The organism is Rhizobium sp. BK275 (assembly GCF_014193555.1).
Classification (GTDB): Bacteria; Pseudomonadota; Alphaproteobacteria; order Rhizobiales; family Rhizobiaceae; genus Rhizobium.
Genome location: NZ_JACHZL010000011.1, coordinates 60,530 through 76,270, shown reverse-complemented (window position 1 = coordinate 76,270; position 15,741 = coordinate 60,530). Strand labels below are relative to the sequence as shown.

Sequence of the window (15,741 nt, the reverse complement as noted above, 5' to 3'; positions counted from 1 at the left end):
CAGGTCAATTCCTATTCTAGTGTTACTCTCTTTTTGAGACCACCTGTCAAACCACTAGAGGACATCATGAGCGAAACCATTCTCGTCACCGGCGCTGCAGGCCAACTCGGCCAGCGTGTCATCCATCATCTGGTCGAAAGCTATAAGGTCGCTCCGGCCAATATCGTCGCCGCGACCCGCAGCCCGGAAAAGCTCGCGACCCTCGCCGCCACGGGTGTCGTAACCCGCAAGGCAGATTTCGATGATGCCGCCAGCCTCGAAGCCGCTTTCGCCGGTGTCGACCGTCTGCTGATCATCAGCACTGACGCCCTCGACACGCCGGGCAAGCGCCTGACCCAGCACAAGGCTGCTGTCGCCGCTGCCGTAAAGGCCGGTGTGAAGCACATCAGCTACACCTCCATGCCCGCCCCTGATAATTCGCTCGTCACCTTCGCGCCCGATCATCTCGGCACCGAAAACGCCATCAAGGAAAGCGGTATCCCCTACGCGATTGTCCGCGACGCCTGGTATCACGACAACTATCTGCACGGCATGCCGCACAATCTGCAGACCGGAAAATGGTTCACTTCGGCCGGCGACGGCAAGATCTCGACCATCTCGCGTGACGACTGCGCACTCGCCATCGCTTCGGTCCTCGCCGCCGGAAGCACCGGCACCTACACGCTGACCGGCAAGCAGTCGCTGACATCAAAGGAAATCGCCACCCTCGTTACCGAGGCCACCGGCAAACCGCTTGATGTCGTTGATGTGACCGACGAACAGCTCGGCCAGGGCATCCGCGGCGCCGGCCTGCCGGGCTTCGTCGCCGACATGCTGGTTTCTGCCGACGCCACGATCCGCGCCGGCAAGTTCGACATCGTCACCGACGATTTCACCAAGCTGACGGGCAAGGAGCCACAGCCGCTCAAGGACTATTTCGTCGCCAACAAGGCCGCTCTCACCGCCTGAGCCGGCCTCAAGGCTCGCCCTCGCGTCCACCGAGGGCGGGCCTCTCCTTTCAGATCTTCTGGCCGCAGGCCCGGCAGAAACGGCGCACCGTTTCCGCCATGCCATATTCCAGCGCATCCGCCGTCAGCCCGTGACCGATCGAAACTTCGGCGAGAGCAGGAATGCGCTTCACCAGCGCGGGCAGGTTTGCCACTGTCAGGTCATGGCCGCCATTGACGGCAAGGCCGAGCGCTATCGCCGCATCCGCCGTCTGGCCGAGCCCCTCGAGAATCGGCCCTACCCGCTCCGGCGCATCGTAGCAGCCGCCATAGGGACCGGTGTAAAGCTCGATTCGATCGGCGCCCGTCGCCTTCGCGGCTTTCACCGCCTCCGCGTCGCCATCGCCGTCGGCAAACAGTGAAACGCGACATCCCATCTTTTTCAGCCGCGCCACGACATCGGTGAGAAACGCCTGATGCTTGCGGAAATCCCAGCCATGGTCGGAGGTCGCCTGCGAGGGATCGTCAGGCACCAGCGTCACCTGCTCCGGCGCAGCACCAGCACAAAGCTCCAGGAATTCCTCGGTCGGATAACCTTCGATATTGAATTCGGCTTCCGGAAATTCGTCGTCGATCAGATTGCGGATGACCGGAAGGTCGGAAAAGCGGATATGCCGCTGGTCCGGCCGCGGATGCACGGTCAGCCCCGAAGCGCCGGCGGCAAGCGCGATGCGCCCGAGCCCTTCCACGCTTGGCCAGGGCAGATCGCGCCGGTTGCGCAGCATGGCGATGGCATTGAGGTTCACGGAAAGTTTGGCGGGCATGGCGAGATCCATCAGCGCTTGAAAAACTGGCCCTGCTTTTAAGCCAAGCGGCCCGCGAAGGCCAATGAGATTCACGCATGCATTCATGCCTGGCCTTGATGGCTGCGCGCCACGATGATTGAAGTCAGGGCGGACCGAAAAACAGTAATTCTCGTTCCCTTCGAAGATCATTGGTCAACGACGGCGAACAGTGTGGTTTCATCATACCACACGTCAAGCAAGAGGCGGATTGAGATGCCGCAACATTGCTATCCCATTTAAAAACGGTTATTTTTAGCACTTACAAAAGAACACGTCCGCGCCTAATGTGGACGTCGCGTAACGAGTAAGTACGCCGAGTCCTGCTTCTTCCAACGATAAGAACGCTAGAGGAAAACCCCGCTCGCCGCGCTCCGGAAGCAACTGGCAAAGCCGCATGAGGTGCAACTATCTGCCCCAGGAGGGTTCATGCCAGACGGTTCCAAGCGTTTGTTTGCTGCCGCCGGTATCGCTTCGGAGGCCCGGTCGAAATACCGGTTCCTGCCTTCGGCCGCTTTGCCGCCGGATCTCCCACACGGTCCCGTTCCGATCGCCGACATGGCGAACGCTTTCGGCGTCACGCACAGGACATTGCATTTCTACGAAGAAAAGGGCCTGATTTCCGCAAACCGCATCGGCCTGATGCGCGTTTACGATCAGGATGACGTCATGCGCATGGCAGTCATCACCGCCTGCCGCGAAACCGGCATGCCGATCGCCGTCATCCAGGAATTGATGGATGTTTTGCGCGGCGCGGCCTCGCAGGAAGAGGCCGAGTCGATCTTCCACGAGGCCCTTTCCCAGCGCAGGCGCGAGCTGACGGCCGAGATGTCGACTTTGCATCGACAACTGCAGCAGGTGAGCGACCTTCTCGATTACGACAGCAGCCTCGACCTGCCACCGATCAACGACAACAGGGATCCGGCAAGCCTGACCGATCAGGAACGCCAGTGCCTGGAGCTGATGGCCGAGGGATATTCGACGCCGCGCATCGCCCGCGCTCTCGACCTCAAGCATGAGGAAGCACGCGCGCTCGAAGCCGATATCATTCTGAAATTCCACGCCAACAACCGCTTCCAGGCCATCGCCAAGGCGGTTCTCCTCGGCGTTGTGCAGGCCTGATTCCCATCTCCGTCAGCGGCCGCCACCGCTTTCCTGCGCGTGAACATTATTCTCGGCAAGGCCCGTCAGCCGACGCCAATCCCTAGCGGACGCCAACCTTCAGCGGACGATCGTAAGCGTCTCTGCCGCGCGTGTGATCGCCGTATAGAGCCAGCGCTCGCGCGTGTCGCGGAAGGCCCAGCTTTCGTCGAACAGCACGACATTGTTCCACTGCGAACCCTGCGCCTTATGCACCGTCAGCGCATAGCCGTAGTCGAACTCGTCATAGCGTTTGCGCGTGTTCCAGGGAATCTCGCCTTCCACATTCTCGAAGGCCTGCTTCAGGAGCTTGATCTTCGCAGCCCCCCGATCCATGTCGTCGTCTTCAGGGCGGACCAGCAGGTTGATGCCGGGCTTCGTCGTTTCCTTGGACGAGGTCATGACCTGCCAGAGCGAGCCGTTGAGCAGGCCCTTGGCCGGGTCGTTGCGCAGGCAGACCAGCTTGTCGCCGGTCTGCGGATGTTCGGTCGTAAAACCTTTGAGTTCCCGCAGGCGCTGATTATAGCGTCGCCGCGTCTTGTTGGTGCCGACGAGCACCTGATCGGCATCCATGACCAGCGGCTGCGTCACCTCGTTCTTCGAGATCACCTGCGCCGTGCCATAGTCGCCATACATGATCTCGTTGCCCTCACGCACCTGCATGGCAAGCTTGATGATCGGGTTGTCGCGTGCCTGCCGGTGGATATCCGTCAGCAGATAATCCGGCTCCTGATTGGTGAAATAGCCGCCGCCCGACACCGGCGGCAGCTGGCCGGGATCGCCGAGCACCAGGATCGGCGTGCCGAAGCTCATCAGGTCCTTGCCGAGCGCCTCGTCCACCATCGAGCACTCGTCGACGATGATCAACGCCGCCTTGGCGACCGGGCTCTGGCGGTTGATGGAAAACATCGGCGCGATCGAGGTCTTGCCGGTTTCCTCGTCCTCCACCTCTTCCTCGCCGCGCGGCCGGTAGATCAGCGAATGGATGGTCTTGGCATTCGATGCCCCGCGCGAGCGCAGCACCTGCGCCGCCTTGCCGGTGAAGGCGGCAAACAGAACATCGCCATCGACATGCTCGGCAAAATGCTTGGCAAGCGTCGTCTTGCCCGTTCCGGCATAGCCGAACAGACGGAAGAGCGGAGACCTACCTTCCTTCAGCCAGTTCGAAACGGCCTTCAGAGCTTCATCCTGTTGAGGGGCGAATTGCATGGAAGCGACTTGGCAGGATTCGCATCGCGTAGGCAAGGCGGAAATTCACCTCAAACGCAGACGTGCCGGAGCGAAAATCTCCGGCACGCTTTATTCGCGCTGGCTCCAATGAGCAGCATCATCGCTTACTTGCTCGAAGCCGCCTCTTCGATCAGCTTTGCGACCTTGTCGGGATGTGAGACCATCACGACATGGGATGCGCCCGATACCACGACGGTATCCTTCGAATGCGCGCGGTCGGCCATCCACTGCAGAGCCTTTGCCGGAATGTTCTTATCTGCATCGCCATAGACGAAATAGGCCGGGATCGTCTTCCAGGCTGCCTTGTCGCTTGCCTCGTTAAGCGCGGCGTCGGTGATCGGGCGCTGCGTCGCCGCCATCAGCTTGGCCTCGTCTTCCGGCACGTCGGCTGCAAACTGATCATGGAACTTGGCCTGATCGATATAAAGATCCTTGACGCCGCCATCGAGCGCAACGGGCTCGGCAAGCGCGGTTGCCAGCGTGCCGCCCGGAAATTTGCCCGAGAGCGCCGCCGCCGTTTCACCGCTATCGGGTGCGAAAGCGGCGACGTAGACCAGCGATTTCACGTTTGTTGACGAAGACGCAGCCTCTGTTATCACAGAGCCGCCATAGGAATGGCCGACGAGTACGACAGGGGTTTTGATGCCCGCAACGACGCGCCTGATATAATCGCCATCAGACTTAACCCCGCGAAGCGGATTGGCAGCAGCGACCACCGAGTAGCCATCCTTTTCGAGCTTTTCGATGACGCCGTTCCAGCTCGACGCATCGGCAAAAGCGCCATGCACCAGAACCACCGTCGGCTTCGCATCTGCCGAAAACGAAGGAGAAGCCATCGCGGCTAGCGCACTGGCAACCAGTGCAATCTTCAGAAAATTACGCATGTTGTGTTCCTTTCGAATGCCAACGCTAAAATCAATAATGCACAATTTAATTGTGCGCAATAGAAATAGAACGCACGAAGGCTTCACTCTTCCGTGAGACTGAAATTTCAGGATCGCAAGCCGACCGAGGATGATCGCAATCGGCCCTATTTCGCGCCGCTAGCTTTTCGCGGCTTCCCGAATGATCCGCTCACGTAGAACCCCAACGAGATAAAGCGACCCCGTGAGGATCACCCAGGCGCCGGTGCCGGCAGCCCGCTCGAGCGCCTTCTCGTAAGCCTTCTGCGGATCGTCGATCACTTCGCTGGCAAGGCCGATCGTGTCGGCAAGCTCTCGCAGTTCGGCAGGCGAACGAAAACGGTCCGAAACCGACGTGAAGATCGGCGAGACACCGTAACCGCCCATCACTTCGAGGAGCCCGGCGGCATCCTTATCCGCCGCAATCGCAACGACCGCGATACCCGGTCCGGCAAACCCCTCCATGCCGAAGAGATCGTCCAGCACAGCTTCGAGATTGAAGGGCACATGCGCCCCGTCGAGCGCGACGGAAACGCCCCTGCCCGCGACGGGCACGACGAAATGCTCCAACCGACCCGGCAATTGTGATTCCTGCTCGGCCGCCTTGTCGATCAGCCATCCGCCGACCTTCCGGCCATCCTGCGCCTCCACGCCGAGTTCGCCCAGCACGTCGAGTGCGGCACCTGCAACGGCGACATTGCGCTCGGCAATCGTCTTCAGCCCGGAAAAATCCGGCCGGATAAGCCGCGCTTCGATTTCGACAGCGCGCTTGGCAATGACCGCGCCCGCCTCATCGTCGGCCTCAACCGGTGTCACCACCGTCGAATGCGGCTTGATGATGCCGGCCTTTTCGAAGGCGATGGCGGCGCGCGTCTTGCCCAATATCTCCGTATGTTCGAGGCCGATATTGGTGATGATGGAAACGTCGCTCGCAACGATATTGGTGGAATCCAGCCTCCCGCCGAGACCCGTCTCGACCACGGCCCATTTTACGCCCGCATCCCGGAAGATCAGGAAGCCGGCCGCCGTCAGCATATCGAACCATGTCGCAGCCTCTGCCGCTGTCCCTTCCGTCCTTGCAGCGCGCAAGGCATCGAGCGCCAGGAAGAGCGCCTCGGCCAGCACAGCCTCCTCAACCGGCCGGCTGTTGATGCTGACACGCTCGGAAATGTGCTCCACATGCGGCGACGCATAACGCCCGACGGAAATGCCGGCATGGCGCAGCCCCGCTTCGAGCAGCGCCGAGGTCGAGCTCTTGCCCTTGGTGCCCGCCACATGGATCGAGCGGAAGGCGTGGTGCGGATTGCCGAGACGGGCGGAGAGATCAATGATCGGCTCCAGTCCGACGCGCATTTCGCCGCGCGGACGCTGTTCCCAGTTGGTGAGCTGATCAAGTTGCGAAAGGGCTTCGATAAGGCGAGGATTCTGGTTCTGCATGGGCATGGTACACGGCTACAAGGATTCATTTTGTGCCCAGGCGAGCGGCATCGACAACCTGCGCTTCCCGATGGTTCTCCATCTGTCTCGCCAGTCACGCAGGCGGGCCGACACTAGCATATTCCGAGACCCTGCCTAGCCTTCGAAGCGTCATCGAAACCGCTCCGCCGCGACCCCATGTGGCTTTCAACGGGAGCTGCGGATCGGGAAAAAGAAAGCGGGAATAAATCGGCAGCCTGCCGTGTCTCATGTCCGGTAACGCAAGAATGCGTGCCTAACCCGAGGAGAGAGACTATGAAGTCCGTGAAATTCCTGTCCGTGCTGGCGCTCGTCGCTGCCACCGCCACCGCAGCCTTCGCCGCCCCCGCCGTCACGTCAGTCGAATCGGCCAAGGGTAAGGTTCTTGCCGGCGAAAAGGGCATGACGCTCTACACCTACAAGAAGGACGAAAAGGGCGTCTCGAACTGCTACGACAAGTGCGCCACCAACTGGCCGCCCTTCCTCGCCGCTTCCGACGCCAAGGCCGATGGTGCATACTCGCTCGTCGAACGCAAGGATGGAAAGAAGCAGTGGGCCAAGGACGGCATGCCGCTCTATTATTGGGTGAAGGACATGAAGTCCGGCGACATCACCGGCGACGGCGTCGGCGGTGTCTGGGACCTCGCAAAGCCCTGATGAGGCAAGTGTGAAGACGCCCCCACCCGACACGTTCGAGGGCCAGATCCTGGCCCTCCTCCCCTCCCTTCGCCGCTATTCCCGCAGCCTCACCCGCTCGGATGCCGAAGGCGAGGATCTGCTTCAGGATTGCGTGGAAAAGGTTCTGGCCCGGCGCGGCCAGTGGCGCGGCATCAACCTGCGCGGCTGGGTTCTGACGACGATGACCAACCTCTATCGCAACACCCGCCGCGCAGGCCCCCGCGACCGGCTGGTCGATCTCGATGCTGCTGAGGAAATGGCCAATCCCGAAGCTCAGGCCGATCCGCTGGAGCGCCTGCGGCTGGAACAGGCCCTCGACAGCCTGTCGGAGGAATACCGCGCCGTGCTGATGCTCGTCGTCATCGAGGGCTACAGCTACAGCGAAGTGGCAACCATGCTGGACATCCCGATCGGCACCGTCATGTCGCGCCTGTCGCGCGCACGCCAGCGCATGGGCGAGCATATGAAAGCCGACAACGTGATTACGCTTCGGAGACCGAAATGAACGAGACCAATCCCACCGTGACCGAAGCGGACCTGCACGCTTACGCCGATGGGCAATTGCCGGAGGCAGCCCGTGCCCGCGTGGAAGCCTATCTCGCCGAAAACCCCGATGAAGCCGCCATGGTCGCCGGCTGGCGGACGCAGAATGCCGGCATCAAATCCCTGTTTGCAGGCTACGATAAGAGCCGCGACACCGATCTCCAGCTGGTGACACCGGCAGAGCCCGCCTCCCCCTGGAAGATGCGCTCCGCACTCGCGGCTGCCGCCGTCGCGCTCTTTGCGCTCGGCGCGCTCAGCGACCGCTTCATCCCGCCGCTCTTCGAACGCCCGCCGCTACAGCTTGCCGAATCCGAAACCCTGCCGAAACAGGCCGAAACCGCCTTCCTCGTCTATGCGAGCGAAGTGCGCCACCCGGTCGAAGTCTTTGCCAATGAGGAGGCGCATCTGGCGACCTGGCTCGGCAAACGGCTGGCGATCCCCGACCTCAAGGTGCCAGACCTCAAATCCCTCGGCTTCCACCTCGTCGGCGGCCGCCTGCTGCCGGTCGATGGAAGACCGGGCGCCATGTTCATGTATGAGGATCAGGGCGGCGAACGCCTGACCGTCATCGTCGGCCGCAACAAGGAAAACAGGACGACGAGCTTCCGCTTCGCCTCCGCAAAAGATGTCGAGACCTTCTACTGGATCGACGGCGAACTCGGCTATGCGGTCACCGGCGAAATCTCCCGCGACATGCTGCGCAAGGTCGCCGAGGAATGTTACCGGCAGTTTCCATCGTGAAGCGGGAACCGTAATAAAACTCAGCGCAAGGGATCGTTGGCAAGCTCGATCGGCTTGCCGTGCGGCGTCGCCTCCGCCGCGCGCTGCCAGCTCCCCTGCAGGTCGAGGATCGCGTCAGCATCCGCCACGCCACAGCTGACGAGCAGATCGGAAAGTGCCGCCACCCAGCAGTCGAAATAATCGCTGCCATCCTCGGCCCGGCCGTGCCTGTGCAATTCCCGCGACAGGGTCTCGGCCCATTCGCTCCAGGTAAACAGCCCCTTCTCATGCAGATGCACGGTCATGGCGAAGGCTTCCGCCGCCCAGGGCTCGGGAAAGGCAGGATCACCCTGCAGTGACTTCGGCAGGCCGGGCAATTGCGCCAGTTCGGACGGCATCTCACACGTGCTCAAGATAGCTCTCCCATGCATCGATCGACACCGTCAGCGACGGATCGGCACCCTCGCCCCAGATCTCGGCTCCGTCGAAGACGACGGTATAGAGCCACTGCGGATTCTCGCCTTTGCCATGGGCATTGTCATCGGGAAAGACGAAAGAGCCCTGCACCGCCTCGACGACACCCATCTTGGCGCGCGCGTAACGCGGCAGCCGCGTATGGGTCGTGGGATTGAAATTCTTCGTCTTCACTCGCTCGCCGACGACGAAGAGCGGCGCAGTCTCGACTGGCCGGTCGCAGGGAGCGCCTTTGGCGAGCACGCCAACCACCATATCCGCTTTCAGCACCCGCTTCGGCACCGTGCCGTCGTGCTGCTTGTGGCCAGACAGCAGCTCCTCGTGGCTTGCAAAGCCGTGACGCTCCAGCAGCATGTCTACGCCGCGGATCCAGATCTCGTAATAGCTCGCCGCCAGATAATCGGCCGGCGGAATGTTCTCGCGCGCATGACGACTCTCGTCGATCGTCCAGGCGCCGAAAGCGCCGCAGGAAAGCGTGATGCCGAGCGCCCGCTTCTCCCATTCGGCATGGAAATAGGGCTCGTTCACTTCAGGCGCGACAGGCCCGAAGCCCATCTGCCCGCCGAGATCGTGTGGACCGTTCATGGGGTGACCTCCGGCCTGCCAGCTATCGCCGTTCCGATCATCGCATCGCGGCTGACGAGATCGGCAAGCGCCTCCTCGTCCAGACCCTCGGTGCCTTCTGGCCGCTCGGGAATGACGAGGTAGCGCAGCTCCGCCGTCGAATCCCAGACGCGAACCTTCTTGCTCTCAGGCAGCGTCACCCCGAATTCTGCCAGCACGCCGCGCGGATCGATGACGGCACGCGAGCGATAGGCCGGTGCCTTGTACCAAACCGGCGGCAGGCCGAGCACCGACCACGGATAGCACGAGCAGAGCGTGCAGACGATGAGATTGTGCGTGTCAGCCGTATTGAAGACGGCACGCATATGCTCGCCCTGCCGGCCGGTATAACCGAGGCTGGCAATCGCCGCCGTCGCGTCTCGCTTCAGCCATTCGGCAAAGTCCGGATCGCTCCAAGCCTTCGCAACGACACGCGCGCCATTGCGCGGCCCGACCTTCGTCTCATAAGTTTCGACAATCGCATCGATTGCCGCCGGATCGATGAGCCCTTTCTCCGTCAGCAGCGTCTCCAGCGCTTTCACGCGCGCCTGCATATCCGAATAGTGGTTGTCGTGGTGATGATCATGGTGATCGTGGTCATGATCTGCGTGGTCGTCTCTGTGCCGCATGGCGCTCCCCAAGGTAGAGCGCTCGATCTTATGCGCCGATCGGAGGACCGCCAAGCGTATTTCTCGTCAAGAATTGCCGCAATAAATGCCATCGGCAGGGTTGAAGAAGAGGCTAATTAAGCAACTCCTTATTTTTCGCTGTCATCCTAACCAAACGTTAATGGCTTCATCTCACCATTGCACACATGAAAGTTCCGACATTCGGCCGCACGACCAGATCGCCCGTGCCTCCGTCCGCCCCTCCGCGTGAGGAGATGGAGAGCCTTGCGGACGGCTCGGCATCTGCCGATCCGCGCTGGCGTGAGATCGAAGATACCGTGCAGAGCCCGGGGCTGGTTGCAAGCGCACTCCTCAATCACCTGCTTCAGGAAATGGCGACGGACGGCAACGTTCATTCGATCGACCTGTTTGCAGCCCTGGGATCGGTTGGCGGTTTTTCGTGCGTCCTCACCGCCTTTGATATTGCTTCCGCCGGACAGCTCAGTGACGACGCCGATCTCATCGCCATGGAAACGGAGGATGGCTCCCGCTATTATACCGGCAATCTGCCGAACGCCTTCCTTCTGGACAGCCATGATGCCCTGCTCAACCTGACATACGGCGCGGCAAGAAGGTCCGGTGCTGTGATCCCGCAAGAAATGGCGACGGAAACGCTTCGTTACGTGGTTTCAACCATCGGACATGCGCAGTTCGGAATACCGCGATTGATGGATGAGCACCGGCCAGGCGATACGCCCCTTGCCTACGTTCGCCGCCTGTGGCCGAAGTTGGCCGATGCTCTCGATCGAAATCTCGTGCCTATCAGCAGGCGACCTTTCGCGATCGGCCTGGCGTTGGAACTTGCCTTCTTCCACGTCAGGCCGCCGCTCGACCCGTCTCTGGCGGCGCGGATCGTCACCGAATGCGCTATTCCCATGGCGAAACTCGATCCCCGCCTTATCGCGTGAGCTATCGGGCATGAAAGCAAGACCGTTTCTTGCAAGCGATACGCGGGCGTTATATGGCCGCCCCCTGCTCGATATGCCGTTTTTCGGTAGTCTCTCACTATGAACATCCTGATTCTCGGTGCCACAGGCTTCATCGGCTCGGCGATCGCAGCACGGTTGCTTGCGGACGGCTACGCAGTGACTGGGCTTGCCCGCAATCCCGACCGGGCGCGGGTTCGCCAGCCCGCTATCCGCTGGATCCTGGCCAACCTGGAGAAGATGACCAATGTGGCCGACTGGGCCTCCGTGCTGGAAGGCCAGCACGTGGTCGTCAACAGTGCCGGCGCCCTCCAGGACGGTCTTTCAGACAATCTCGCAGCCACCCAGCAACGCGCAATGATCGCGCTTCAGCAAGCGGCGAAACCGGCCGGCGTGACGCTCATCGTCCAGATCTCCGCCCGAACGGATGGCGCCGGCAGCGACCTGCCCTTCCTCGCCACCAAGCGCGCCGCCGATATGGCGCTTGCGGCATCCGGCCTGCCTTACGTCATCGTCCGTCCGTCCCTCGTGCTCGGCCGCAACGCCCATGGCGGCACCGCACTTCTGCGCGCACTCTCATCCTTCCCGCTTGCCCTGCCGCTCATCCATGCCGATAGCCCAGTCGAAACCGTCGCCGCCGAAGATGTCGCCGCCGCAGTCTCAGCCGCAATCTCCGGAACGCTGCCCTCCGGCAGCGATATCGAACTGGCCGCCGAAGAGCGGCACACGCTCGCTGATCTCGTCAGGCTGCACCGCGCTTGGCTCGGCCTGCCGGATGCTCCGGTCCTTTCCGTCCCACCGGCGCTGGCAAGGCCGGTCACATGGCTTGCCGATATCGCCGGCCATCTCGGCTGGCGCTCGCCGCTGCGCTCCACCGCCATGACCGTCATGTCCGAAGGTGTCAGCATGAACCGCCGGACGCCGTCAGGCCTTCCCGCACTCTCGGCCGCCGCAACGCTCGCCGCCAATCCCTCGGGCGTTCAGGACTTGTGGTTCGCTCGCCTCTATCTGCTGAAGGCGCCCATCATTGCCGGCCTGTCGCTCTTTTGGCTTCTCTCTGGCCTGATCCCGCTTCTGGCTCCGAGCCAGGCGAGCGCCCACTTCCTGCCCTTGATGCCCTTGAGTGCCGCGATGGCGTTGACGATGACAACCTGTCTGATCGATATGGCGCTCGGCGCCGCTGTGCTCTTCCGACCCTTTGCTCGCCGCGCCATCATCGGCATGCTCGCCGTCTCGCTCGTCTATCTCCTGGGCGGCACGGTGCTGAAGCCCGCCCTCTGGCTCGATCCGCTCGGCCCGCTCGTCAAGGTGCTGCCGTCCCTGCTGCTGGCGCTGGCAGCCCTTGCCATTCTGGATGAACGCTGATGCTCGCCGAGCTGCTGCTTCTTGCCCATGTGGTCGGCGCAACCGTGCTCTTCGGCACCGGTGCCGGCATCGCCTTCTTCATGGTGATGGCCCACCGCACCCGCGAACCCGCGCTGATCGCACACGTCGCCGGCACTGTCGTCGTCGCCGATACGATCTTTACGGCGACAGCCGCCATCCTCCAGCCGGTGACAGGCTATCTTCTCGCCCGCATCATCGGCTGGGACCTGACGGAAAGCTGGATTGTGCTGTCGCTGTTGCTCTATGTCGTGACCGGCATCTTCTGGCTGCCGGTCGTCTGGATCCAGATCCGGCTGCGCAATCTGGCGCGCACCGCCGCCGCCGCGGGCACGGCCCTGCCGCCGGCCTATTTCAGCCTCTACCGCATCTGGTTCGCCTTCGGCTTCCCGGCCTTCTTCGCGGTAACAGGCATTCTCTTGTTGATGCTGATCAAGCCGACGCTATTTTAGCATCGGCCAGAGGCTGAGCACGAGCAGCACCGCCATCGTGATATTGAACCATTTGAGCCTCGCCGGGTCGGACAGCCACTCACGCAGCGCCGAGCCGAAGCCTGCCCAGGTAGAAACGGAGGGCACGTTGACCGCCGCAAAGGCGAGGCCGACGAGCAGCACGCTGATCATATAGAGCTGCGGGTTGGTGTAGGTCGCCATGGCCGTCACCGCCATGACCCAGGCCTTCGGATTGACCCACTGGAAAGCTGTAGCGCCGAGAAAGGACATGGGCTTCACCCCGCTCTTGCCTTCGCTGAGGGAGCGCGAGGTCGCGATCTTCCAGGCGATCCAGACGAGATAGGCCCCGCCGGCAAATTTCAGCGCGATATAAACCGCCGGCACCGTATGCAGCAGCGCGCCGAGCCCCAACCCCACGCCGAGCAGCAGAGACAGGAAACCCGCCCCGATGCCCAGCATATGCGGGATCGTGCGGCGGAAGCCGAAGTTCACACCCGAGGTGAAGAGCATCATGTTGTTCGGCCCCGGCGTGATCGAGGTCGTAAAGGCAAAAAGCAGCAGTGCCAGAAACGTATCCAGCGGCATGAAACCTCCCCACACCGCGCTTGTCGATGATGCGGCGGTCTATTGGATTTAGGTCAGCATAACTGCCCTAAACCACAGCGGCCATAACATTGTTGTCATGGTGACAGGATTACCTGATAGTCTGCTGAGCACTTGTAGGACCAGAACTGCCATGGACGACCCCATCCCCACCATCACCTTCCCCGACGGCACCGAAGTCCCCGCGCTCGGCCAGGGCACCTGGGGCATGGGCGAGGATGCCGGCCATGCGAAGCAAGAGATCGCAAGCCTCCAGGCCGGCCTCGATCTCGGCATGACGATGATCGATACCGCCGAAATGTACGGCGACGGCGGCGCCGAAGAAATCGTCGGACAGGCAATCAAGGGCCGCCGTGACGAAACCTTCATCGTCAGCAAGGTCTATCCCTGGAATGCCAGTCGCACCGGCACGATCACCGCCTGCGAAGGCAGCCTCGAGCGCCTCGGCACCGACCGCATCGACCTTTATCTCCTGCACTGGCGCGGCAACTATCCGCTCACCGAGACTGTCGAAGCCTTCGAGACGCTGAAAGCCGCCGGCAAGATCCGCGCCTGGGGCGTCTCCAATTTCGATACCGACGACATGCAGGAATTGTTCTCTGTGCCCGGCGGGCAGAATGTCGCCGCCAATCAGGTTCTCTACAATCTCGCCCGCCGCGGCATCGAATACGATCTCCTGCCCTGGTGCCAGGGCCGCAACATCCCGATCATGGCCTATTCGCCGATCGAACAGGGCCGCATCCTGCACCATCCCGACCTGATCCATATCGCCAAGGCCTATCAGGCGACCCCGGCGCAACTGGCGCTCGCTTTCCTGCTGGAACGCGACGGTGTCTTCGTCATCCCCAAGACGTCGAACATCGAGCGCGCCCGCGAAAACCGCGGCTGTGTCTCCCTCGACATTACCGACGAGGACTGGGAAGCCCTCGACGAGGTCTTCCCGCCCCCGGCGAAGAAAACGCCGTTGGAGATGCTCTAGCGCCAGTGGCGGCATGAATTTCGCCATAAAGCTGAAACAAACCAGCGATCGCCCTCAACACTGATTGTGGTCGCCGCGGATGAACATCAACCGAAGTTTCCGGCTCTCCCGTCATTTCCTGGTCGGTATCGCAATGCTGATCAGTTTCGTTCCCGACGTCACCTTCGCCGAAGGCCTGACGCATGAGGCGCTTAGGGTCAGGTACATATTGCTTCCTGAAGGAGGCGCGAAAATCTCTGCGGAAACCAGATGCGAGCGATCTCGGGATTGCGTGATCTATCGCAGCGACAACGACGAAATGCAGATCAAGATACACATTGAGGAGGATGAAGGCTTTTCCAACACAGTCTCAATCGACTGTTCTCCAGCCGAATGTTTTTTTGATAACGGCAAGAGCTACATCCGGTTCGGTGCGGCACCAACATCCTTCGATATTCGCCGTGGGAAGGCGCCCAATGGACTGGAAATGCGAAGCGCATCGCGCTTCGGAAAGCTGACAATCAGCTACCGGTCGACAGCACCAGAATTGTTGAAAATCAATGATCGCAGATAGTGCGGGCGTCTGACAGATCGACGCCCGCATACACAAGAGTGATCACCTGCCCGGGCCATAATCCTTACATACCCGGGATGTCTCTTTACATGCCCTGCGCGCCGCGGTTCATCGCCGCAATGCCGGTGCGGCAGACTTCGATGAGGCCGAGCGGCTTCATGATCGCGATGAACTGGTCGATCTTCGAGGACTTGCCGGTAATCTCCAGAATGAAGTGGTCGACCGTCGCATCCACCACCTTGGCGTGGAAGGCGTCGGCAAGGCGCAGCGTTTCGGCACGCGTCTCGCCATTGCCGATCACCTTGAGCAACGCCACTTCCCGCTCGATCGGCCGGTCCTGGCCGAGTTCGCGGGCACGTACCGTCAGGTCTACTACCCGGTGCACCGGCACGATGCGCTCGAGTTGCGCCTTAATCTGCTCCAGCACCTGCGGCGTGCCGCGGGTGACGACGGTAATGCGCGACAGGTGCGCCGCATGCTCCGTCTCCGAAACCGTGAGGCTTTCGATATTGTAGCCGCGACCGGAAAACAGGCCGATGACGCGGGCGAGCACGCCCGGCTCGTTATCGACGAGCACCGAGAGCGTATGGCTCTCGACGGCTGCCGTTTCCGGCGAGATGAAGTAGGCAGAGCCGGTCGGTTGAAGGTGTGCGTTCATGATCCT

Annotated in this window: 19 protein-coding genes and 1 riboswitch; of the genes, 10 read left to right on the top strand and 9 right to left on the bottom strand. The window is 61.7% G+C overall.

Annotated elements, in window-relative coordinates; all coding sequences use genetic code 11:
• Nucleotides 1–66: 66 nt before the first annotated feature.
• Entirely contained in the window at nt 67–948 is an 882-nt protein-coding gene (locus FHT82_RS28350; RefSeq protein WP_183736038.1) for an SDR family oxidoreductase, read from the top strand.
• Nucleotides 949–997: 49 nt separating this feature from the next.
• Here FHT82_RS28350 and FHT82_RS28345 read toward each other — a convergent pair whose 3' ends face one another.
• A complete protein-coding gene (locus FHT82_RS28345; protein WP_183736037.1) occupies nt 998–1,750 on the bottom strand; it encodes a pyridoxine 5'-phosphate synthase in 753 nt (250 codons plus the stop codon).
• Between the two features lie 447 nt (nt 1,751–2,197).
• Between FHT82_RS28345 and FHT82_RS28340 the strand changes: the two genes are divergently transcribed.
• Nucleotides 2,198–2,890: a MerR family transcriptional regulator gene (locus tag FHT82_RS28340; protein WP_183736036.1), complete on the top strand. Its 693-nt coding sequence runs from the start codon at nt 2,198–2,200 to the stop codon at nt 2,888–2,890.
• A 99-nt stretch (nt 2,891–2,989) separates the two neighbouring features.
• On the opposite strand, the gene FHT82_RS28335 is transcribed toward FHT82_RS28340, so the two are convergent.
• From FHT82_RS28335 to FHT82_RS28325, 3 genes are all read right to left on the bottom strand, one after another.
• The gene (locus FHT82_RS28335; RefSeq protein WP_183736035.1) at nt 2,990–4,117 is read right to left on the bottom strand and encodes an ATP-dependent RecD-like DNA helicase; all 1,128 of its coding nucleotides are present in this window, start codon (nt 4,115–4,117) and stop codon (nt 2,990–2,992) included.
• Between the two features lie 125 nt (nt 4,118–4,242).
• Nucleotides 4,243–4,974 (bottom strand): alpha/beta hydrolase, encoded by a 732-nt coding sequence (locus FHT82_RS28330; protein ID WP_246698252.1) that lies wholly within the window; start codon nt 4,972–4,974, stop codon nt 4,243–4,245.
• A 207-nt stretch (nt 4,975–5,181) separates the two neighbouring features.
• Nucleotides 5,182–6,483 carry a Mur ligase family protein gene (locus FHT82_RS28325; RefSeq protein ID WP_348647673.1) on the bottom strand — a complete coding sequence of 434 codons (1,302 nt, stop codon included), beginning with the start codon at nt 6,481–6,483 and terminating at the stop codon, nt 5,182–5,184.
• Between the two features lie 21 nt (nt 6,484–6,504).
• Nucleotides 6,505–6,585, bottom strand: a riboswitch (ZMP/ZTP riboswitch).
• Nucleotides 6,586–6,771: 186 nt separating this feature from the next.
• Between FHT82_RS28325 and FHT82_RS28320 the strand changes: the two genes are divergently transcribed.
• From FHT82_RS28320 to FHT82_RS28310, 3 genes are read left to right on the top strand one after another with little or no spacing between them, the layout of a single operon-like run.
• On the top strand, nt 6,772–7,152 hold the full coding sequence (locus FHT82_RS28320; protein WP_183736033.1) for a hypothetical protein: 381 nt from the start codon (nt 6,772–6,774) through the stop codon (nt 7,150–7,152).
• Nucleotides 7,153–7,162: 10 nt separating this feature from the next.
• A complete protein-coding gene (locus FHT82_RS28315) occupies nt 7,163–7,678 on the top strand; it encodes an RNA polymerase sigma factor (protein WP_183736032.1) in 516 nt (171 codons plus the stop codon).
• Nucleotides 7,675–8,457, top strand: coding sequence for an anti-sigma factor (locus FHT82_RS28310; protein ID WP_183736031.1), 783 nt, complete (start codon nt 7,675–7,677; stop codon nt 8,455–8,457). Before FHT82_RS28315 ends, FHT82_RS28310 begins: the two co-directional genes overlap by 4 nt.
• A 20-nt stretch (nt 8,458–8,477) precedes the next feature.
• Here FHT82_RS28310 and FHT82_RS28305 read toward each other — a convergent pair whose 3' ends face one another.
• The 3 genes from FHT82_RS28305 to nthA are packed head-to-tail and all read right to left on the bottom strand — an operon-like array spanning nt 8,478 to nt 10,142.
• Nucleotides 8,478–8,849, bottom strand: a complete 372-nt coding sequence (locus FHT82_RS28305) for a nitrile hydratase accessory protein (protein ID WP_183736030.1) — start codon at nt 8,847–8,849, stop codon at nt 8,478–8,480.
• On the bottom strand, nt 8,836–9,495 hold the full coding sequence (gene nthB / locus FHT82_RS28300; RefSeq protein ID WP_183736029.1) for a nitrile hydratase subunit beta: 660 nt from the start codon (nt 9,493–9,495) through the stop codon (nt 8,836–8,838). Before nthB ends, FHT82_RS28305 begins: the two co-directional genes overlap by 14 nt.
• Nucleotides 9,492–10,142 (bottom strand): nitrile hydratase subunit alpha, encoded by a 651-nt coding sequence (gene nthA / locus FHT82_RS28295; protein ID WP_183736028.1) that lies wholly within the window; start codon nt 10,140–10,142, stop codon nt 9,492–9,494. Before nthA ends, nthB begins: the two co-directional genes overlap by 4 nt.
• Before the next feature lie 185 nt (nt 10,143–10,327).
• Between nthA and FHT82_RS28290 the strand changes: the two genes are divergently transcribed.
• From FHT82_RS28290 to FHT82_RS28280, 3 genes are all read left to right on the top strand, one after another.
• The gene (locus tag FHT82_RS28290) at nt 10,328–11,089 is read left to right on the top strand and encodes a hypothetical protein (RefSeq protein WP_246698248.1); all 762 of its coding nucleotides are present in this window, start codon (nt 10,328–10,330) and stop codon (nt 11,087–11,089) included.
• 99 nt (nt 11,090–11,188) lie between these two features.
• A complete protein-coding gene (locus FHT82_RS28285) occupies nt 11,189–12,472 on the top strand; it encodes an SDR family oxidoreductase (RefSeq protein ID WP_183736027.1) in 1,284 nt (427 codons plus the stop codon).
• Nucleotides 12,472–12,942, top strand: a complete 471-nt coding sequence (locus FHT82_RS28280) for a DUF2269 domain-containing protein (protein WP_183736026.1) — start codon at nt 12,472–12,474, stop codon at nt 12,940–12,942. The genes FHT82_RS28285 and FHT82_RS28280 overlap by 1 nt, the downstream gene beginning before the upstream one ends.
• On the opposite strand, the gene FHT82_RS28275 is transcribed toward FHT82_RS28280, so the two are convergent.
• On the bottom strand, nt 12,934–13,527 hold the full coding sequence (locus FHT82_RS28275; protein ID WP_183736025.1) for a LysE family translocator: 594 nt from the start codon (nt 13,525–13,527) through the stop codon (nt 12,934–12,936). The genes FHT82_RS28280 and FHT82_RS28275 overlap by 9 nt on opposite strands.
• A gap of 151 nt (nt 13,528–13,678) precedes the next feature.
• Here FHT82_RS28275 and FHT82_RS28270 point away from each other — a divergent pair, with 151 nt between their 5' ends.
• Entirely contained in the window at nt 13,679–14,524 is an 846-nt protein-coding gene (locus tag FHT82_RS28270; protein ID WP_183736024.1) for an aldo/keto reductase, read from the top strand.
• A gap of 79 nt (nt 14,525–14,603) precedes the next feature.
• Nucleotides 14,604–15,077, top strand: coding sequence for a hypothetical protein (locus tag FHT82_RS28265; RefSeq protein ID WP_183736023.1), 474 nt, complete (start codon nt 14,604–14,606; stop codon nt 15,075–15,077).
• 85 nt (nt 15,078–15,162) lie between these two features.
• Here the strand turns inward: FHT82_RS28265 and ilvN are convergent, their stop codons facing one another.
• Nucleotides 15,163–15,735 carry an acetolactate synthase small subunit gene (gene ilvN, locus FHT82_RS28260; RefSeq protein ID WP_183736022.1) on the bottom strand — a complete coding sequence of 191 codons (573 nt, stop codon included), beginning with the start codon at nt 15,733–15,735 and terminating at the stop codon, nt 15,163–15,165.
• Between the last annotated feature and the right edge of the window lie 6 nt (nt 15,736–15,741).